The organism is Pseudonocardia ailaonensis (assembly GCF_039531635.1).
In the GTDB taxonomy this organism is placed as follows: domain Bacteria; phylum Actinomycetota; class Actinomycetes; order Mycobacteriales; family Pseudonocardiaceae; genus Pseudonocardia; species Pseudonocardia ailaonensis.
In genome coordinates, this window is the sequence record NZ_BAAAQK010000028.1 from 478,892 (window position 1) to 496,233 (window position 17,342).

The following is a 17,342-nucleotide window of genomic DNA, read 5'->3' on the forward strand; positions in this document are numbered from 1 at the left end:
CGTCCTCACACCTTCGCGGCCTGGGCCGCCTCGGCCCGGGCCCGCAGCATCGACGCGGGAGCGACGTCCTCGAGCGGCAGGCCGCGACGGGCCGCCACCTCCTCCGGACGCTGGATCATCTTCAGCGCGGCCACCGTGGCGTGCACGACGTTGATCGCGTTGTCGCTGCCCAGGGACTTGGAGAGGATGTCGTGGATGCCGGCGCACTCCAGGACGGCGCGCACCGGACCACCGGCGATGACACCGGTACCGGGGCTGGCCGGACGGAGCATGACCACACCCGCGGCCGCCTCGCCCTGGACCCGGTGCACGATCGTGCCGCCGATGCGGGGGACGCGGAAGAAGTTCTTCTTCGCCTCCTCGACACCCTTGGCGATCGCCGCCGGGACCTCCTTGGCCTTGCCGTAGCCCACGCCGACCAGGCCGTCACCGTCGCCGACGATCATGAGGGCGGTGAAGCTGAAGCGACGACCACCCTTCACGACCTTGGCGACACGGTTGATCGTGACGAGCCGCTCGATGTACGGGGTCTTGTCCTGGGCCGCCCCGCCACGGCCTCCGTCACGGCGGTCCCGGCGGTCGTTGTTCTGGCCGCCACCGGGTCCACCGCCCTCGCGCCGCGTACGTCCCGGCATCAGACGGTCCCTTCCATCATCTTCGTGTTCATCAGAACTCCAGGCCCCCCTCGCGGGCGGCGTCGGCGAGCGCCGCGATCCGGCCGTGGTAGTCGTAACCACCCCGGTCGAACACGACGGCACTGACGCCGGCGGCCTTGGCCCGCTCGGCAATCAGCTCGCCGACCTTGGTGGCCTTGGCCTTCTTGTCGCCCTCGAGGGCAGCGACGTCCGCGTCGAGCGTCGACGCGGAGGCCAGCGTGCGGCCCGCGACGTCGTCGATCAGCTGGACGTGCAGGTGCCGCGAGCTGCGCTTCACAGCGAGGCGGGGGCGCTCCGGGCTGCCGGAGACCTTCTTGCGGAGCCGGGCGTGCCGGCGGGTGACCCCCCGGCGACGGGTTGCGGACACCCGCGAGCCGGTGCGCTTCTTGGCGTTCGCAGAAATCGTGTCGGCCATGGCTTACTTACCCGTCTTCCCGACCTTGCGGCGGACGTTCTCGCCGGCGTACCGCACACCCTTGCCCTTGTAGGGCTCCGGCTTACGGATCTTGCGGATGTTCGCCGCGGTCTCGCCCACCAGCTGCTTGTCGATCCCGGAGACCGAGAACTTGGTCGGCGACTCGACGGCGAAGGAGATGCCCTCGGCCGGCGTGACGACGACGGGGTGGCTGAACCCGAGCGCGAACTCCAGGTTCGAGCCCTTGAGCGCGACGCGGTAACCGACGCCGACGATCTCGAGCTTCTTCTCGTAGCCCTGGGTGACACCCTCGACGAGGTTGCTCACCAGGGTGCGCGACAGGCCGTGGTAGGCCTTGGTCTTCCGCTCGTCGTCCGGCCGCTTGACCGAGACGACGCCGTCCTCGAGCTCGACGGTGATCGGCTCGATCACGGTGTGCGACAAGGTGCCCTTGGGGCCCTTGACCGTGACCGTGCGGCCGTCGATCGTGACGTCGACACCGGACGGAACGGTGATCGGCAGCTTCCCGATTCGGGACATGTGCTACTCCCCTCTCACCAGACGTAGGCGAGGACTTCCCCGCCCACGCCGCTCCGGTACGCCTGCTTGTCCGTCATGAGGCCCTGGCTCGTCGAGATGATCGCGACGCCCAGGCCACCGAGAACGCGCGGCAGGTTGGTCGACTTCGCGTAGACCCGCAGGCCCGGCTTCGAGACCCGGCGGAGCCCGGCGACGCTGCGCTCGCGGTTCCGGCCGTACTTGAGCTCGACAACCAGGGACTTGCCGACCTCGGCGTCCTCGGTGTGGTGGCTCGCGATGTAGCCCTCCTTCTGAAGGATCTCCGCAATGGCGACCTTCAGCTTGGAGTGCGGCATCACGACCTGGTCGTGATAGGCCGAGTTCGCGTTCCGCAGACGCGTGAGCATGTCTGCGATCGGATCGGTCATCGTCATGATGTGGTGTCTCTTTCCCGCCGTGGTTCCCGCCCCGAGAGAGTCAGAGGGGGCCTACGGCGAACGAAACGACAGCTGGTGCTCTTACCAGCTGCTCTTGCTGACGCCCGGCAGCTCGCCGGCGTGGGCCATCTCTCGGACGCACACGCGGCAGAGACCGAACTTGCGCAGGACCGCGCGCGGACGCCCGCACTTCTGGCAGCGGGTGTATCCGCGGACCTTGAACTTCGGGGTCTTGGCGGCCTTGATCTTCAGCGCCTTCTTCGCCATCTTCTCAGCTCTCCTTGAAGGGGAAGCCGAGCTGGCGCAGCAGCGCCCGGCCTTCCTCGTCCGTGGTCGCCGTGGTCACGACGGTGATGTCCATGCCACGCGGCCGGTCGATCGAGTCCGGGTCGATCTCGTGGAACATGCTCTGCTCCGTGAGACCGAAGGTGTAGTTGCCCCGCCCGTCGAACTGCGTGCCGGACAGGCCACGGAAGTCGCGGATACGCGGCAGTGCGATCGTCAGCAGCCGGTCCAGGAACTCCCACATCCGGTCGTTGCGAAGGGTGACCTTCGCGCCGATCGGCATGCCCTCGCGCAGCTTGAACTGGGCGATGGACTTGGTGGCCCGGCGGACCTGCGGCTTCTGGCCGGTGATGGTGGCCAGGTCCCGCACGGCACCGTCGATCAGCTTCGAGTCACGGGCGGCGTCGCCGACGCCCATGTTCACGACGACCTTGACGACGCCCGGGATCTGCATGACGTTCCCGTAGGAGAACTGCGTCTGCAGCTCGCCCTTGATCTCGTCGAGGTAGCGCTGCTTGAGGCGCGGGTTGACCTTCTCGGCGGTGGTCATCAGATCTCCTTCCCGGACTTGCGGGAGATCCGGATCCTGCGGGCCTTGGGCGCCTTGGCCCCGTCCGCAGGAGCCTCGGCCTCGACCAGCTTCTTGCCGATGCGGGTCGGCTTGCCGTCCGAGTCGACGACCATCACGTTCGAGACGTGGATGGCCGCCTCCTGGGTGACGATCCCGCCGGACTGCGCGCCCCGCTGGTTCTGGCTCACCCGCGTGTGCTTCTTGATCCGGTTCACGCCCTCGACGAGGACCCGGTCACGCTCGGGGTAGGCCTGGATGACCTTGCCCTTGGCACCCTTGTCCTTGCCGGCGATGACGAGAACCGTGTCGCCCTTCTTGACCTTCATGCTCACAACACCTCCGGGGCGAGGGAGATGATCTTCATGAACTTCCGGTCGCGCAGCTCGCGCCCGACCGGGCCGAAGATGCGGGTCCCCCGCGGCTCGCCGTTGTCCTTGATCAGGACGGCGGCGTTCTCGTCGAACCGGATGTAGCTGCCGTCCGGGCGACGCTTCTCCTTGACCGTGCGCACGATGACGGCCTTGACCACGTCACCGCGCTTCACGCCGGCCGCCGGGATCGCGTCCTTCACGGTGGCGACGATGGTGTCGCCGATCCCCGCGTAGCGCCGCGCCGAACCGCCCAGCACCCGGATGCACAGGATCTCCTTGGCACCGGTGTTGTCGGCGACGCGCAGCCGCGACTCCTGCTGGATCACTTCGCCTTCTCCAGGATCTCGACCAGCCGCCACCGCTTGGTGGCGGACAGGGGCCGGGTCTCCATCAGCCGGACGCGGTCGCCGACGCCGGCCGTGTTGGCCTCGTCGTGCGCCTTGACCTTGCTGGTCCGCCGGATGACCTTGCCGTACAGCGGGTGCTTCACGCGGTCCTCGAGGGTGACCACGATCGTCTTGTCCATCTTGTCGGACACGACGAGGCCCTCACGGACCTTCCGCTCCCCGCGCGTGCTGACGTTCTCGTCGCTCATGCCGCGCCCTCGTTGTCGCTCGGTGCGGCCGAGAGGCCCAGCTCGCGCTCGCGCATGACGGTGTAGACCCGCGCGATGTCGTGCCGGACGGTACGCAGCCGCCGGTTGTTGTCCAGCTGCCCGGTCGCCATCTGGAAGCGGAGGTTGAACAGCTCCTCCTTGGCCTCCTTGACCCGCAGCACGAGCTCCTCGTCGGTGAGCTCACGCAGCTCGGCAGCAGTGGTGGCCGCCATCAGATGTCACCACCCTCACGGGTCACGATCCGGCACTTCATCGGGAGCTTGTGGATGGCGCGACGCAGAGCCTCGCGCGCCGTCTCCTCGTTCGGGAAGCTCATCTCGAAGAGCACCCGGCCGGGCTTGACGTTGGTCACCCACTTCTCGGGCGAGCCCTTGCCGGAACCCATGCGGGTCTCGGCGGGCTTCTTGGTCAGCGGGCGGTCCGGGAAGACGTTGATCCAGACCTTGCCACCACGCTTGATGTGCCGGTTGATCGCGATACGCGCCGACTCGATCTGGCGGTTGGTGACGTAGGCCGGCTCCAGCGCCTGGATGCCGAAGTCGCCGAACGTGACCCGGGTACCACCGGTGGACATCCCCGTCCGGTGCGGACGGTGCTGCTTGCGGTGCTTGACCTTGCGGGGGATCAGCATGGCTCAGCTCTCCCCGTTCTGCGCGGGAGCCGCGGGCGACTCGGCCGGCGCGTCCACGACCGCGGTCGTGGTGCCGGTCGACTGCTCGGCGGCGGCGCGCCCGGCGTCCGTGCTGGTCGCCGTCGTGCCCGAGGCACCGGAGCGACGGCGGGCCGGACGCTCGCGGCGGGGACCGCCACGGCCCGGGTCCGCGGCGGCGGGGGCACCCTCACGGCGGCCACCGACGACGTCACCCTTGTAGATCCAGACCTTCACGCCGATCCGGCCGAAGGTGGTCTTCGCCTCGAACAGGCCGTAGTCGATGTCCGCGCGCAGCGTGTGCAGCGGGACGCGACCCTCGCGGTAGAACTCCGAGCGGGACATCTCGGCGCCGCCGAGACGGCCCGAGCACTGCACCCGGATGCCCTTGACCTGCGGCGAGCGCATGGCCGACTGGATGGCCTTGCGCATCGCGCGCCGGAAGGCCACGCGGTTGGACAGCTGCTCGGCGACGCCCTGCGCCACGAGCTGCGCGTCCGACTCCGAGTTCTTGACCTCGAGGATGTTGAGCTGGACCTGCTTCTTGGTCAGCTTCTCGAGGTTGCCGCGGATGCGGTCGGCCTCGGCGCCACGGCGCCCGATCACGATGCCCGGGCGCGCGGTGTGGATGTCCACCCGCACGCGGTCCCGGGTGCGCTCGATCTCGACCTTGGAGATGCCGGCCCGCTCCATGCCCTTGGAGAGCATGCGACGGATCTCGACGTCTTCCTTCACGTACTCCGCGTACTGCTTGTCGGCGTACCAGCGGGACTTCCAGTCCGTGGTGATGCCCAGGCGGAAGCCGTGCGGGTTGATCTTCTGCCCCATTAGCGGGCCCTCCCCTTCGCACCACGGGCGCGGCCGGCCTTCTGGGGCACGGACTCGACCTCGATGGTGATGTGGCTCGTCCGCTTACGGATCCGGTACGCGCGGCCCTGGGCCCGCGGCCGGATGCGCTTGAGCGTCGGGCCCTCGTCGACCATGGCGACGGCGACCACGAGGGTCTCCGGGTCCATGTCGAAGTTGTTCTGAGCGTTGGCCGCGGCGCTCGCCACGACCTTCGCCACCGGCTCCGCGGCGGCCTGCGGCGAGAACCGCAGGATCGCGAGAGCCTCGTTCACCGGCAGGCCGCGGACGGTGTCCACGACACGACGGCACTTGGTCGGCGACATGCGCACGAACCGGGCCTTCGCCAACGCTCGAGCGGGCTCGAGCGCGGCGTCGGCGGTGCTGCTGGCTGCGTCAGCCATCTTTCTCCACCTCTCCTAAGTCGCTACTCGGTCCGCCTCAGCGCCTGCGCGCCTTGCGGTCGTCCTTGATGTGGCCACGGAACGTGCGGGTGGGAGCGAACTCCCCCAGCTTGTGGCCGACCATCGAGTCCGACACGAACACCGGCACGTGCTTGCGGCCGTCGTGCACCGCAATCGTGTGGCCGATCATGTCGGGGATGATCGTGGACCTACGGGACCAGGTCCGAATGACGGTCTTCTTGCCCGACTCGTTGAGAGCGTCCACCTTCTTGAGCAGGTGGTCGTCCACGAACGGGCCCTTCTTCAGGCTACGCGGCATGTCTTAACCTCCCTGCTCAACGCTTGTTCTTACCGGTACGACGCCGGCGGACGATCAACTTGTCGGACGGCTTGGTGCGGCGGGTGCGGCCCTCGGGCTTGCCCGCGGGGTTGACCGGGTGGCGACCACCGGAGGTCTTGCCCTCACCACCACCGTGCGGGTGGTCGACCGGGTTCATGGCGACACCACGGACGGTCGGGCGCTTGCCCTTCCACCGCATGCGGCCGGCCTTGCCCCAGTTGATGTTGGAGTGCTCGGCGTTGCCCACCTCGCCGACGGTGGCGCGGCAGCGCACGTCGACGTTGCGGATCTCGCCGGACGGCATGCGCAGCTGCGCGTAGGGGCCGTCCTTGGCCACCAGCTGCACGCTCGAGCCGGCCGACCGCGCGATCTTCGCGCCGCCACCGGGGCGGAGCTCGATCGCGTGGATCACGGTGCCGGTCGGGATGTTGCGCAGCGGCAGGTTGTTGCCGACCTTGATGTCGGCCTTGGGACCGGCCTCGACCTTGTCGCCCTGCTTCAGCTTGGCCGGCGCGATGATGTAGCGCTTCTCGCCGTCCGCGTAGTGCAGCAGCGCGATGCGCGACGTCCGGTTGGGGTCGTACTCGATGTGAGCGACCTTGGCCGGGATGCCGTCCTTGTCGTTGCGCCGGAAGTCGATCAGCCGGTAGGCGCGCTTGTGACCGCCGCCCTGGTGCCGGGTGGTGACCTTGCCGTGCGCGTTGCGGCCGCCCTTGCTGTGCAGCGGACGGATCAGCGACTTCTCGGGGGTGTCGCGGGTGATCTCCGCGAAGTCCGAGACGCTCGAGCCGCGGCGGCCGGGAGTCGTCGGCTTGTATTTACGGATAGCCATGGGTCAGCTCGCTCCTCAGCTCGCCCGGGCACCGAACACGTCGATGTCCTTGCTCTCCTGCGAGAGCGTGACGATCGCGCGCTTGGTGTCCTTGCGCTTGCCGTAGCCGGTCTTGGAGCGCTTGCGCTTCCCGGGGCGGTTCAGCGTGTTGACGCTGACCACCTTCACCCCGAAAACCTTCTCCACGGCGATCTTGATCTGGGTCTTGTTCGCGTCGGGGTGGACGACGAAGGTGTACTGCTTCTCGTCGAGGAGCGAGTAGCTCTTCTCGGACACCACCGGTGCGAGCAGGATGTCGCGCGGGTCGGGGATCACTGGGTCGTCTCCTTCTCCGCGGCGCGGGCGGCGCGGTTCTTCGCCGCGACGGGCCCGGCGAGGAACGCGTCCAGGGAGGCCTGCGTGAACACGATCGCGTCGTTGACGAGCACGTCGTAGGTGTTCAGCTGGTCCGGCGCGATGAGGTGCACCTGCGGCAGGTTGCGCAGGCTCAGCAGGTTCACCGAGTCGTCCCGGTCGACCACCGCGAGCACGCGGGTGTCGGCACCGGCGATGGCCTCGATGGCCGTGCGGGCGGACTTCGTCGACGGGGTCTCCCCCGCGACGATCCCGGAGACCACGTGCACCAGGCCGGCGCGGGCGCGGTCGGAGAGGGCACCGCGCAGGGCGGCGGCCTTCATCTTCTTCGGGGTCCGCTGCGTGTAGTCACGCGGCGTGGGGCCGTGGACGACGCCACCGCCGGCGAACTGCGGCGCACGGGTCGAACCCTGGCGCGCGCGGCCGGTGCCCTTCTGGCGGTACGGCTTCTTGCCGCCGCCGCGGACCTCGCCCCGGGTCTTGGTGTCGTGCGTGCCCTGGCGGGCGGCCGCCTGCTGGGCGACGACGACCTGGTGCATCAGCGGGATGTTCGCGGTCACGTCGAAGACGTGGGCCGGGAGCTCGACGCTGCCCGACTCCTTGCCCGCGGCATCCTTGATCGCCACCGTGTTCGAGGTGCTCATTACTTCGCACCACCCTTCGCAGCGCTCTTCACCACGACGAGACCGCCCTTGGGGCCGGGAACGGCGCCCTTCAGCAGGAGCAGGCCGCGCTCGGCGTCGACGCGGTGGACCTTCAGGTTCTGCGTGGTCTGACGGGCGACACCCATCCGACCGGCCATCCGGACGCCCTTGAAGACGCGACCCGGGGTGGCGCACCCGCCGATGGAGCCCGGCGAACGGTGCTTGCGCTGGGTGCCGTGGGAGGCGCCGAGGCCCTTGAACCCGTGGCGCTTCATGACACCCGCGGTGCCCTTGCCCTTGGTGGTGCCCACGACGTCGACCACGGCACCGGGCTCGAAGGCCTCGGCGGTGATCTCCTGGCCGAGCTCGTAGCTCCCGGCGTCGGTGGTGCGCAGCTCCACCGTGAACCGGCGCGGCGTGACACCGGCCTTGGCGAAGTGGCCCGTCTCGGGCTTGTTCACCTTGCGCGGGTCGATCGCCCCGAAGGCGAGCTGGACCGCGACGTAGCCGTCCGTCTCCTGGGAGCGGATCTGGGTCACGACGTTGGGTCCGGCCTGGACCACGGTGACCGGCACCACGCGGTTGTTCTCGTCGAATACCTGGGTCATCCCGAGCTTGCGCCCGAGGATCCCGGTGATCTGCCTGTCGCTCATCGTCGCCCTACTGGATGTTGACGTCGACACTGGCCGGCAGGTCGATGCGCATGAGCGCGTCGACCGTCTTCGGCGTCGGGTCGAGGATGTCGATCAGCCGCTTGTGCGTGCGCATCTCGAAGTGCTCGCGCGAGTCCTTGTACTTGTGCGGCGAGCGGATGACGCAGTACACGTTCTTCTCGGTGGGCAGCGGCACAGGACCGACGACCCGGGCACCGGTGCGCGTCACAGTCTCCACGATCTTGCGAGCAGACGCGTCGATTGCCTCGTGGTCGTAGGCCTTGAGCCTGATGCGGATCTTCTGTCCCGCCATGTCGTGGGTCGTCCTCTACTTCCTGCCGCTGCTGACGCGGTGTCTCCGGGTGATCCACCCTCGCGGAGCCCCGACCATCTCGCCCACGCACCACCGGCACCGACGCGCGCGAGGCGGCACAGGGCCGTCCGGGCATCCGATGCGGATCTCATGCGTCCGCGCTCTGTTCAGGTCTCACACTCTGGGCTCCGGTCCACGAGGTCGGGCGTGTCGCCCTACGCTTCGCAGACCGGTCCCCGGGACTCCGCTCTCCCCCGGCCTGTCGAACAACACAGGGGGATCGCTTCACTCCGGGGTCGGCGCTCGAAGTGGACCCGCCCCAGTTCCGGTGATCCGGCTTGGTGCGTGCCCGCTCGTCGCGCGCAACCCGTCAAGGATGCCACACGCGTTCGTGGGGCCCTCGACCGGGGTGCGGCCCGTGCCCCCACGGGGGGACACGGGCCGCGGAAAGGTCCTACTTGGTGATCTTGACGACCTGGCCGGCGCCGACGGTCCGGCCACCCTCACGGATGGCGAACTGCAGGCCCTCCTCCATGGCGATCGGCTGGATCAGCTGAACGCTCATGGTGGTGTTGTCGCCGGGCATGACCATCTCGGTCCCGCTGGGCAGGGTCACGACACCGGTCACGTCCGTGGTACGGAAGTAGAACTGCGGCCGGTAGTTGTTGAAGAACGGCGTGTGGCGGCCGCCCTCGTCCTTGCCCAGGATGTAGACCTGGCCCTCGAAGTCGGTGTGCGGGGTGATCGAACCCGGCTTCACGACGACCTGGCCGCGCTCCACGTCCTCGCGCTTGATGCCGCGGAGCAGGAGGCCGACGTTCTCACCGGCACGACCCTCGTCGAGGATCTTCCGGAACATCTCGACACCGGTGACGGTGGTCGAGGTCTTGTCCGGACGGATGCCGACGATGTCGACGGTCTCGTTGACCTTGACGATGCCGCGCTCGATACGGCCGGTGACGACCGTGCCGCGCCCGGTGATCGTGAAGACGTCCTCGACGGGCATGAGGAACGGCTTCTCGATGTCCCGCTCGGGCTCCGGGACCGACTCGTCGACGGCGTCCATCAGCTCGAGGAGCTTGGCGCCCCACTCGGCGTCGCCCTCGAGCGCCTTGAGCGCCGAGACCCGCACGATCGGGAGGTCGTCGCCCGGGTACTCCTGCGAGGACAGGAGCTCACGGACCTCGAGCTCGACGAGCTCGAGGATCTCCTCGTCGTCCACCATGTCGGCCTTGTTCAGCGCCACCACGATGTACGGCACGCCGACCTGACGGGCGAGCAGCACGTGCTCGCGCGTCTGCGGCATCGGGCCGTCGGTCGCCGCGACCACCAGGATGGCGCCGTCCATCTGCGCCGCACCGGTGATCATGTTCTTGATGTAGTCGGCGTGCCCGGGGCAGTCGACGTGCGCGTAGTGGCGCTTCTCGGTCTGGTACTCGACGTGCGCGATGGAGATGGTGATACCGCGCTGGCGCTCTTCCGGCGCCTTGTCGATCATGTCGAACGCCGAAGCCTCGTTGAGGTCCGGGTACTTGTCGTGCAGAACCTTGGTGATGGCCGCCGTCAGCGTGGTCTTGCCGTGGTCGATGTGACCGATGGTGCCGATGTTGACGTGCGGCTTGGTCCGCTCGAACTTCGCCTTCGCCACTGCAGTGTCCTCCTGGACTTGTTCTTCTACTCCGCCGTGCTGACGGCAGGTCTGGGGGTGGTGCCGGGTCGTAACAGTGCAGAACACCGCCGGGCCGCGGACCCTACAGGTCCGCGGCCGGCGGGTGTCACTCGCCCGTCGCCTTGGCGATGATCTCCTTGGCCACGTTGGTCGGAACCTCCGCGTAGGAGTCGAAGACCATCGTGTAGTTGGCCCGGCCCTGGGTCCGCGACCGCAGGTCGCCGACGTAGCCGAACATCTCCGACAGCGGGACCAGCGCCTTGACGACGCGGGCGCCCGCCCGCTCCTCCATGGCCTGGATCTGGCCGCGGCGGGAGTTGAGGTCGCCGATCACGTCGCCCATGTAGTCCTCGGGCGTCGTGACCTCGACGGCCATCATCGGCTCGAGGATCGCGGGGGACGCCATGCGGGCCGCCTCCTTGAGAGCCATCGAGCCGGCGACCTTGAAGGCCATCTCGGACGAGTCGACCTCGTGGTACGCGCCGTCGACCAGGGTCAGCTTGATCCCGACGAGCGGGTAGCCCGCGAGGATGCCGTACTGCATGGCGTCCTGCGCGCCGGCGTCCACCGACGGGATGTACTCCCGCGGGATGCGGCCACCGGTGACCTTGTTCTCGAACTCGTACAGTGCGCCGTCGGTCGTCTCGAGCGGCTCCAGGTTGATCAGGACCTTCGCGAACTGGCCCGACCCACCGGTCTGCTTCTTGTGCGTGTAGCTGTACTTCTCGACGGCCTTGCGGATCGTCTCGCGGTACGCCACCTGCGGCTTGCCGATGTTGGCTTCGACCTTGTAGTCGCTCTTCATCCGGTTGACGAGCACCTCGAGGTGGAGCTCGCCCATGCCGGCGATGATCGTCTGCCCGGTCTCCTCGTCGAGGGAGACCTGGAAGGTCGGGTCCTCCTCGGCGAGCTTCTGGATCGCGATGCCCAGCTTCTCCTGGTCGGCCTTCGTCTTCGGCTCGACCGCCACCTGGATGACCGGGTCCGGGAAGGTCATCGACTCCAGGACGATGGGCGCCTGCGGGTCGCAGAGCGTGTCGCCCGTGGTCGTGTCCTTCAGCCCGATGACCGCGTAGATGTGGCCGGCCAGGGCCTCGTCGACCGGGTTCTCCTTGTTGGCGTGCATCTGGAAGAGCTTCCCGATGCGCTCCTTGCGGTCCTTGGTCGAGTTGACGACCTGGGTGCCCGCGGCGACCCGGCCCGAGTACACCCGGACGTAGGTCAGCTTGCCGAAGAACGGGTGCGCGGCGATCTTGAAGGCGAGGCCCGCGAAGGGCTCGTCCTTGCTGGGCTTGCGGCTGGCCGGCGTCTCGCCGTCCGTCAGCGTGCCCTCGACCGGCGGCACGTCGTACGGCGACGGCAGGTAGTCGATGACCGCGTCGAGCATGGGCTGGACGCCCTTGTTCTTGAACGCGGAGCCACAGAGCACCGGGTACGCCGAGCGGTTCTTCACGATCGCCCGGATACCGGCCTTGATCTGCTCGGTCGAGAGCTCCTCGCCGCCGAGGTAGAGCTCCATGAGCTCGTCGTCGGTCTCGGCCACGGCCTCCACGAGCGCGGTGCGGTACTCGTCCGCGCGCTCCTTGAGGTCCGCCGGGATCTCCTCGATCGCGTAGTCCTCGCCCTTCTGCACGTCCCCACGCCAGGTGAGGGCACGCATCTCGACGAGGTCCACGACGCCGACGAAGTCGTTCTCGGAGCCGATCGGGAGCTGGATCGGCAGCGGCGTGGCGCCGAGCCGGTCCTTGATGGTGCTGACGGTGAAGTAGAAGTCCGCGCCCAGCTTGTCCATCTTGTTGACGAAGCAGATGCGGGGGACGTCGTACTTGGTGGCCTGCCGCCAGACCTGCTCGGACTGCGGCTCGACCCCCTCCTTGCCGTCGAAGACCGCGACCGCGCCGTCGAGCACGCGCAGCGACCGCTCGACCTCGACGGTGAAGTCGACGTGGCCGGGCGTGTCGATGATGTTGATCTGGTGGTCTTTCCAGAAGCAGGTCGTCGCGGCGGACGTGATCGTGATGCCGCGCTTCTGCTCCTCCTCCATCCAGTCCATCGTGGCCGCGCCGTCGTGGACCTCACCGATCTTGTAGTTGATCCCGGTGTAGTACAGGATCCGCTCGGTGGTGGTGGTCTTACCGGCGTCGATGTGGGCCATGATGCCGATGTTGCGGACCTTGGTGAGGTCCGTCAGCACGTCCTGTGCTGCCACTGCTCAGCTCTCCTCAGACCAGGTTGGCGCGGACGGTCGGCCCGTCACCAGCGGTAGTGGGCGAAGGCCTTGTTCGACTCCGCCATCTTGTGCATGTCCTCGCGCCGCTTGACGCTGGCGCCGAGGCCGTTGCTCGCGTCGAGCAGCTCGTTCATCAGTCGCTCGACCATCGTCTTCTCGCGACGCTGGCCGGCGTAGCTGACCAGCCAGCGCAGCCCGAGGGTGGTCTGGCGCACCGCGCGGACCTCGACCGGGACCTGGTAGGTCGCGCCACCGACACGGCGGCTGCGGACCTCGAGGGCCGGCTTCACGTTGTCCAGCGCGCGCTTGAGGGTGACGACCGGGTCGGTACCGGTCTTGTCACGCGTGCCCTCGAGCGCGGCGTACACGATCCGCTCGGCCAGCGAGCGCTTGCCGTCCTTGAGCACCTTGTTGATGAGCTGGGTGACCAGGGGCGAGCTGTACACCGGGTCGGACACCAGCGGCCGCTTCGGGGCGGGACCCTTGCGAGGCATCAGCCCTTCTCCTTCTTCGCGCCGTACCGGCTCCGGGACTGCTTGCGGTTCTTCACGCCCTGCGTGTCCAGCGAACCGCGGATGACCTTGTACCGGACGCCCGGCAGGTCCTTCACACGGCCGCCACGCACGAGCACGATCGAGTGCTCCTGCAGGTTGTGGCCCTCACCGGGGATGTAGGCGGTGACCTCGATGCCGGAGCTGAGCTTCACGCGGGCGACCTTGCGCAGCGCGGAGTTCGGCTTCTTCGGCGTCGTGGTGTACACGCGCGTGCAGACGCCGCGGCGCTGGGGCGAACCCTTGAGCGCGGCTGTCTTGGTCTTGGTGACCTTGTCCTCGCGGCCCTTGCGGACCAACTGCTGGATCGTGGGCATGAACCCTCTGCTTCTTCCCTACTCGTGATGCTCAGGTGTCACACCCGGGCCTGCGCCCGGGCGGGCGGATCGTGCTGCGCGACCTCCGGACCGGAACCGGTTCCACCCGGTCCCACCGGACTACGAGGTCGGGCGTGTCGCGCTTCACCGACATCGCTGCGGTGGACACGCGGATCGACTCGAGGCCTGCGCGACCTGCCGGAACGCACAAGGGCAGGACGCACGTGATCGAGCGCAAGACCCAAGGATACGCGGCCCGGAATCGGAGGGACGACAGGGGTCTTCTCCCCCCACGGATCACGGCCCACCGGTCCGGTGGCCCGTGCCGCTCGTCGGGCGCGCGTTGCCGGAAGGATGCCCCGGCCGGGCGACGGACGCAAGCATCCTCACCCGCTCGTCGCAGATCCACTCCCGCTCGGCGCAGCCGCCCGGGCCTGCGCGCCGGCACGGCCCATGGGGGCCGCGGATGCCCCCGGAAGACCCCTCCGGGAGGCCGCGGCGCGCCCTACGGTGAGAGCCATGCGCCTCACACTCCCGGCCGGTGCCGTCCGGACGGCGACCAGGCTGCTGGTCGCCCCCGCGCTCTCCCCCCGGCTGCCGCTGCGGGTGTCGCGGGCGCTGCTCGACGCCCAGGGACTGGTCTGTCCCGTTCCCCGTGGCACCCGCACCACCCCCTCGTCACTCGCCGGTGTTCCGTCCGTCCGGGTGTCCGGGCCCGGTACCCCGGGCCCGCACGTCGTCCTGCACCTGCACGGTGGCGGCTACGCGCTCGGCTCCCCGCGCTCGCACCGCTCGCTGGGCGCCTGGCTGGCCGAGGCCGCCGGCGCACCGGTGGAACTGCTCGACTACCGGTTGGCGCCCGAGCATCCGTATCCCGCCGGGCTGGACGACGCCGAGGCCGCGTACACCGCACTCCTCGACGCCGGACTCTCCCCTCAACGCATCGCCCTCACCGGTGATTCCGCCGGCGCCGGACTGGCGATGTCCCTGCTGCTGAGGCTGCGGGGGAAGGGCACGCCGCTGCCCGCGACCGTCGGGCTGATCTCCCCGTGGCTGGATCTCGACCTCACCGATCCGGCCCTCGCCCGCAACGCCGGCCGCGACGCCATGCTCGGCCCCGCCCTGCTCGAGGCCGGCAAGGACTGGTACCTGCGCGGCGGCGAGGCCACCGATCCCCTGCTGCGCCCGCTCGAGGCGGACCTCTCCGGTCTGCCGCCGATCCACGTCGTCGCGGGCTCCGACGAGGTGCTGGTCGGCGACGCGGACCAGTTGGCCGAGCGGGTCCGCGCCACCGGCGGGGTCCTCACCTACACCCGCTCCCCCGGCATGTGGCACGACCACGTCGTCGAGGCCGGTCTGCTCGCCCGCGGCCACGAGGACCTGCGCGATCTCGGTGCCGCGCTGCGCCGGGACTGCGCGGCGCGGCGGGTCCGGGTCGCCGTGGTCGGGGCGGGCTTCGGCGGCATCGGCATGGGCGCCGCCCTGCACCGCCATCCCGACCTGGCCGGGCTCACGGACGTCACCGTCCTGGAGAAGGCGGACTCCCCCGGCGGGGTCTGGCGGGACAACACCTACCCGGGCGCGGCCTGCGACGTGCCCTCGGACCTGTACTCCTACTCGTTCGCCCCTGGTGAGTGGAGCCGCCGGTTCGCGCCGCAGCCCGACATCCTGCGCTACCTCGGCGACGTCGCCGCCGACCACGGCCTCACGGACGCGATCCGGCTCGGCACCGAGGTCACCGCGGCCACCTGGGACGACGCGGCCGCGACCTGGCGGATCGAGACGAGCGGCGGCCCGCTCGAGGCGGACGTCCTCGTCCCCGCCTGCGGGCAACTCTCCCGTCCCGCCGTCCCGGACCTGCCCGGGATCGGCGACTTCCGCGGGCCCGTCTTCCACTCGGCCCGCTGGGACCATGCGGTGGACCTGCGCGGCAAGCGCGTCGCGGTCGTGGGCACCGGGGCCAGCGCCATCCAGTTCGTGCCGGCGATCGCGGACGACGCCGAGCACGTGACCGTGTTCCAGCGCTCGGCCCCGTACCTGATCCCCAAGCTCGACGGCGCCTACACGCGCAGCCGGTTCCCCTTGTGGCGCAAGGTGTCCCGCCGTTTCTGGACGGCCTTCTTCGAGTTCGGCGCCCTCGGCTTCACCGCCGTGCGCCCGTTCGCGGCGAGCTTCACCGTGCTGCACCACGCCCTGCTGCGCCTGCAGGTCCCCGACGCCGGCCTGCGCACCCGGCTGGGCCCGGACTACCCGGTGGGCTGCAAACGGGTGCTGATCTCCTCGGACTGGTTCAGGGCGCTCGCCCGGCCGGACGTCGACGTCGTCACGGAGAAGATCGTCGAGGTGACGGCGGACGGGATCCGCACCGGGGACGGCCGGCTGCACGAGGCGGACGCGATCGTGTTCGGCACCGGCTTCCGCTCACAGGACTACCTGGCCCCGATGCGGGTCGTGGGCCGCGGCGGCCGGGAGCTCTCCGAGGAGTGGCGCGGCGGCGCCCGGGCCCACCTCGGCATCACGGTCCCGGGCTTCCCGAACCTGTTCCTGCTCTACGGCCCCAACACCAACCTGGGCTCGGGCTCGATCGTCCACATGCTCGAGTGCCAGATCCGGTACACCTGCGAGGGCATCCGCCGGCTCGCCGCCGGGACCCGGTCGCTGGAGGTGTCGCCGCGCGCCGCGTCGGTGTACGACACCGAGATGCAGTCCCGGCTCACCGAGAGCGTCTGGTCGGAGTGCACGAGCTGGTACCGGGCGCCCGCGAGCGGGCAGGCCGGGCCCGGCGACGGCCGGATCACCAACAACTGGCCCGGCACGATGCGGGAGTACCGGCGGCGGACCGAGGCCCTGGACGACCGGGAGTACCTCGCCGACCGGCTCGCCGACCGTCCCGTCGACCACCCCTCCGGCCCGACACCCACCCGGACCTGACCGGACGGGCGGGCTCCGCGGCAGCCTCAGCGCGCGGCGCGGGCCACCAGCTCGGCCCGGCTGCGCACACCCAAGCGCGCGAAGATCCGCTTCAGGGTCTGCTTCACCGTGTTCACGGAGATGTGGAGCTCGAGCCCGATCTCGCCGTTCGTCAGGCCCCGCCCGACGAGCGCGACGATCTCCCGGTCCCGCGGGGTCAGCGGCAGCTCGGCCTCGGGCGCCGTGGGCAGCCGGGCCACCAACGCGGACATGTGGTGCCCCAGCGTCGCACCCCGCAGGACCTCGTCCGGGGTGAACGGCCTGCCCCCGCGGGCGCGGCCGAAACCCATCGTCCCGATGATGGTGCCCCTGCCGAGCAGCGGAACGGTGAGGTAGTCGTCGAGCCCGGCCGGGGCCAGCACGTGGTCGAGCAGCGGGGACTCCTCCCAGGCCGCGTCGCCGAGCATGCCGCGGGCGCTCACCGCGAGGTGCTCGGTGAGCACCCGGGGCAGCAGCGGATCCAGCTCGCGGCCGATCTCCTCGTAGCGCCCGAACATCGAGTCGGGGGCGCCGGCGACCGCCGCGGTCGTCGGCCGGCCGTCCGGGTCGTGCAGGTAGATCCCCCGCGTCACGCAGCCCATCGCGTCCGTGGCGAGGTCCACGAACGTCGCACAGAGCTCCTCGCGGGAACGGGCACGCGCCAGCCGGCCGGCGAGCGTCCGGACCGAAAGCGCAGCAGTGCTCACGAAGTACTCACCCG

25 protein-coding genes are annotated in these 17,342 nt (G+C 69.6%); 1 reads left to right on the forward strand and 24 read right to left on the reverse strand.

Annotated features, from left to right (window positions below):
- Positions 1 to 5: 5 nt before the first annotated feature.
- From rpsE to rpsL, 23 genes are all read right to left on the reverse strand, one after another.
- Positions 6 to 635, reverse strand: coding sequence for a 30S ribosomal protein S5 (gene rpsE, locus ABD324_RS34675; protein ID WP_344427238.1), 630 nt, complete (start codon positions 633 to 635; stop codon positions 6 to 8).
- 31 nt (positions 636 to 666) lie between these two features.
- The gene (rplR, locus tag ABD324_RS34680; RefSeq protein ID WP_344427241.1) at positions 667 to 1,071 is read right to left on the reverse strand and encodes a 50S ribosomal protein L18; all 405 of its coding nucleotides are present in this window, start codon (positions 1,069 to 1,071) and stop codon (positions 667 to 669) included.
- 3 nt (positions 1,072 to 1,074) lie between these two features.
- Entirely contained in the window at positions 1,075 to 1,611 is a 537-nt protein-coding gene (gene rplF / locus ABD324_RS34685; RefSeq protein ID WP_344427244.1) for a 50S ribosomal protein L6, read from the reverse strand.
- 14 nt (positions 1,612 to 1,625) lie between these two features.
- On the reverse strand, positions 1,626 to 2,024 hold the full coding sequence (gene rpsH / locus ABD324_RS34690) for a 30S ribosomal protein S8 (protein WP_344427247.1): 399 nt from the start codon (positions 2,022 to 2,024) through the stop codon (positions 1,626 to 1,628).
- 84 nt (positions 2,025 to 2,108) lie between these two features.
- The gene (locus tag ABD324_RS34695; RefSeq protein WP_344427249.1) at positions 2,109 to 2,294 is read right to left on the reverse strand and encodes a type Z 30S ribosomal protein S14; all 186 of its coding nucleotides are present in this window, start codon (positions 2,292 to 2,294) and stop codon (positions 2,109 to 2,111) included.
- Between the two features lie 4 nt (positions 2,295 to 2,298).
- Entirely contained in the window at positions 2,299 to 2,862 is a 564-nt protein-coding gene (gene rplE / locus ABD324_RS34700; RefSeq protein WP_344427252.1) for a 50S ribosomal protein L5, read from the reverse strand.
- Positions 2,862 to 3,209, reverse strand: a complete 348-nt coding sequence (gene rplX / locus ABD324_RS34705; protein WP_344427255.1) for a 50S ribosomal protein L24 — start codon at positions 3,207 to 3,209, stop codon at positions 2,862 to 2,864. The genes rplE and rplX overlap by 1 nt, the downstream gene beginning before the upstream one ends.
- Positions 3,210 to 3,211: 2 nt before the next feature.
- Positions 3,212 to 3,580 (reverse strand): 50S ribosomal protein L14, encoded by a 369-nt coding sequence (rplN, locus tag ABD324_RS34710; RefSeq protein WP_344427258.1) that lies wholly within the window; start codon positions 3,578 to 3,580, stop codon positions 3,212 to 3,214.
- Positions 3,577 to 3,849 (reverse strand): 30S ribosomal protein S17, encoded by a 273-nt coding sequence (gene rpsQ / locus ABD324_RS34715; RefSeq protein WP_344427260.1) that lies wholly within the window; start codon positions 3,847 to 3,849, stop codon positions 3,577 to 3,579. Before rpsQ ends, rplN begins: the two co-directional genes overlap by 4 nt.
- Complete coding sequence (rpmC, locus tag ABD324_RS34720; protein WP_344427263.1) at positions 3,846 to 4,082, reverse strand: 50S ribosomal protein L29; 237 nt, start codon at positions 4,080 to 4,082, stop codon at positions 3,846 to 3,848. The genes rpsQ and rpmC overlap by 4 nt, the downstream gene beginning before the upstream one ends.
- Positions 4,082 to 4,501 (reverse strand): 50S ribosomal protein L16, encoded by a 420-nt coding sequence (gene rplP, locus ABD324_RS34725; protein ID WP_344427266.1) that lies wholly within the window; start codon positions 4,499 to 4,501, stop codon positions 4,082 to 4,084. The genes rpmC and rplP overlap by 1 nt, the downstream gene beginning before the upstream one ends.
- 3 nt (positions 4,502 to 4,504) lie before the next feature.
- Entirely contained in the window at positions 4,505 to 5,347 is an 843-nt protein-coding gene (rpsC, locus tag ABD324_RS34730) for a 30S ribosomal protein S3 (protein WP_344427269.1), read from the reverse strand.
- Positions 5,347 to 5,769, reverse strand: coding sequence for a 50S ribosomal protein L22 (gene rplV, locus ABD324_RS34735; RefSeq protein ID WP_344427272.1), 423 nt, complete (start codon positions 5,767 to 5,769; stop codon positions 5,347 to 5,349). Before rplV ends, rpsC begins: the two co-directional genes overlap by 1 nt.
- Before the next feature lie 37 nt (positions 5,770 to 5,806).
- Positions 5,807 to 6,088 carry a 30S ribosomal protein S19 gene (gene rpsS, locus ABD324_RS34740; protein ID WP_020622935.1) on the reverse strand — a complete coding sequence of 94 codons (282 nt, stop codon included), beginning with the start codon at positions 6,086 to 6,088 and terminating at the stop codon, positions 5,807 to 5,809.
- A 16-nt stretch (positions 6,089 to 6,104) separates the two neighbouring features.
- Positions 6,105 to 6,941 (reverse strand): 50S ribosomal protein L2, encoded by an 837-nt coding sequence (gene rplB, locus ABD324_RS34745; RefSeq protein ID WP_344427275.1) that lies wholly within the window; start codon positions 6,939 to 6,941, stop codon positions 6,105 to 6,107.
- A gap of 15 nt (positions 6,942 to 6,956) precedes the next feature.
- Positions 6,957 to 7,256, reverse strand: a complete 300-nt coding sequence (gene rplW, locus ABD324_RS34750; RefSeq protein ID WP_344427278.1) for a 50S ribosomal protein L23 — start codon at positions 7,254 to 7,256, stop codon at positions 6,957 to 6,959.
- Positions 7,253 to 7,939, reverse strand: a complete 687-nt coding sequence (gene rplD, locus ABD324_RS34755; protein ID WP_344427280.1) for a 50S ribosomal protein L4 — start codon at positions 7,937 to 7,939, stop codon at positions 7,253 to 7,255. Before rplD ends, rplW begins: the two co-directional genes overlap by 4 nt.
- Complete coding sequence (gene rplC, locus ABD324_RS34760) at positions 7,939 to 8,592, reverse strand: 50S ribosomal protein L3 (protein WP_344427282.1); 654 nt, start codon at positions 8,590 to 8,592, stop codon at positions 7,939 to 7,941. Before rplC ends, rplD begins: the two co-directional genes overlap by 1 nt.
- 7 nt (positions 8,593 to 8,599) lie before the next feature.
- A complete protein-coding gene (rpsJ, locus tag ABD324_RS34765; protein ID WP_003938093.1) occupies positions 8,600 to 8,905 on the reverse strand; it encodes a 30S ribosomal protein S10 in 306 nt (101 codons plus the stop codon).
- A gap of 454 nt (positions 8,906 to 9,359) precedes the next feature.
- Entirely contained in the window at positions 9,360 to 10,553 is a 1,194-nt protein-coding gene (gene tuf, locus ABD324_RS34770) for an elongation factor Tu (protein ID WP_344427285.1), read from the reverse strand.
- Positions 10,554 to 10,680: 127 nt separating this feature from the next.
- Positions 10,681 to 12,783, reverse strand: a complete 2,103-nt coding sequence (fusA, locus tag ABD324_RS34775; RefSeq protein ID WP_344427288.1) for an elongation factor G — start codon at positions 12,781 to 12,783, stop codon at positions 10,681 to 10,683.
- Between the two features lie 44 nt (positions 12,784 to 12,827).
- A complete protein-coding gene (gene rpsG / locus ABD324_RS34780) occupies positions 12,828 to 13,298 on the reverse strand; it encodes a 30S ribosomal protein S7 (protein WP_093076965.1) in 471 nt (156 codons plus the stop codon).
- Complete coding sequence (gene rpsL, locus ABD324_RS34785; RefSeq protein ID WP_344427299.1) at positions 13,298 to 13,672, reverse strand: 30S ribosomal protein S12; 375 nt, start codon at positions 13,670 to 13,672, stop codon at positions 13,298 to 13,300. Before rpsL ends, rpsG begins: the two co-directional genes overlap by 1 nt.
- 519 nt (positions 13,673 to 14,191) lie before the next feature.
- On the opposite strand from rpsL, the gene ABD324_RS34790 reads away from it, so the two are divergent.
- A complete protein-coding gene (locus ABD324_RS34790; RefSeq protein ID WP_344427302.1) occupies positions 14,192 to 16,603 on the forward strand; it encodes an alpha/beta hydrolase fold domain-containing protein in 2,412 nt (803 codons plus the stop codon).
- 26 nt (positions 16,604 to 16,629) lie between these two features.
- Here the strand turns inward: ABD324_RS34790 and ABD324_RS34795 are convergent, their stop codons facing one another.
- On the reverse strand, positions 16,630 to 17,328 hold the full coding sequence (locus tag ABD324_RS34795) for a helix-turn-helix transcriptional regulator (protein WP_344427305.1): 699 nt from the start codon (positions 17,326 to 17,328) through the stop codon (positions 16,630 to 16,632).
- Positions 17,329 to 17,342: the final 14 nt, after the last annotated feature.

Coding starts and splice junctions, on each gene's coding strand:
- ABD324_RS34790 (WP_344427302.1), top strand. CDS start 14,192: ATGCGCCTCACACTCCCGGCCGGTGCCGTCCGGACGGCGACCAGGCTG.
- rpmC (WP_344427263.1), bottom strand. CDS start 4,082: ATGGCGGCCACCACTGCTGCCGAGCTGCGTGAGCTCACCGACGAGGAG.
- rplD (WP_344427280.1), bottom strand. CDS start 7,939: ATGAGCACCTCGAACACGGTGGCGATCAAGGATGCCGCGGGCAAGGAG.
- rplF (WP_344427244.1), bottom strand. CDS start 1,611: ATGTCCCGAATCGGGAAGCTGCCGATCACCGTTCCGTCCGGTGTCGAC.
- rpsE (WP_344427238.1), bottom strand. CDS start 635: ATGCCGGGACGTACGCGGCGCGAGGGCGGTGGACCCGGTGGCGGCCAG.
- rplB (WP_344427275.1), bottom strand. CDS start 6,941: ATGGCTATCCGTAAATACAAGCCGACGACTCCCGGCCGCCGCGGCTCG.
- rpsS (WP_020622935.1), bottom strand. CDS start 6,088: ATGCCGCGTAGCCTGAAGAAGGGCCCGTTCGTGGACGACCACCTGCTC.
- rplX (WP_344427255.1), bottom strand. CDS start 3,209: ATGAAGGTCAAGAAGGGCGACACGGTTCTCGTCATCGCCGGCAAGGAC.
- ABD324_RS34695 (WP_344427249.1), bottom strand. CDS start 2,294: ATGGCGAAGAAGGCGCTGAAGATCAAGGCCGCCAAGACCCCGAAGTTC.
- rpsC (WP_344427269.1), bottom strand. CDS start 5,347: ATGGGGCAGAAGATCAACCCGCACGGCTTCCGCCTGGGCATCACCACG.
- rplE (WP_344427252.1), bottom strand. CDS start 2,862: ATGACCACCGCCGAGAAGGTCAACCCGCGCCTCAAGCAGCGCTACCTC.
- rpsJ (WP_003938093.1), bottom strand. CDS start 8,905: ATGGCGGGACAGAAGATCCGCATCAGGCTCAAGGCCTACGACCACGAG.
- rplV (WP_344427272.1), bottom strand. CDS start 5,769: ATGGCTGACGCAGCCAGCAGCACCGCCGACGCCGCGCTCGAGCCCGCT.
- rplP (WP_344427266.1), bottom strand. CDS start 4,501: ATGCTGATCCCCCGCAAGGTCAAGCACCGCAAGCAGCACCGTCCGCAC.
- rpsL (WP_344427299.1), bottom strand. CDS start 13,672: ATGCCCACGATCCAGCAGTTGGTCCGCAAGGGCCGCGAGGACAAGGTC.
- rplC (WP_344427282.1), bottom strand. CDS start 8,592: ATGAGCGACAGGCAGATCACCGGGATCCTCGGGCGCAAGCTCGGGATG.
- rpsG (WP_093076965.1), bottom strand. CDS start 13,298: ATGCCTCGCAAGGGTCCCGCCCCGAAGCGGCCGCTGGTGTCCGACCCG.
- rpsH (WP_344427247.1), bottom strand. CDS start 2,024: ATGACGATGACCGATCCGATCGCAGACATGCTCACGCGTCTGCGGAAC.
- rplR (WP_344427241.1), bottom strand. CDS start 1,071: ATGGCCGACACGATTTCTGCGAACGCCAAGAAGCGCACCGGCTCGCGG.
- rpsQ (WP_344427260.1), bottom strand. CDS start 3,849: ATGAGCGACGAGAACGTCAGCACGCGCGGGGAGCGGAAGGTCCGTGAG.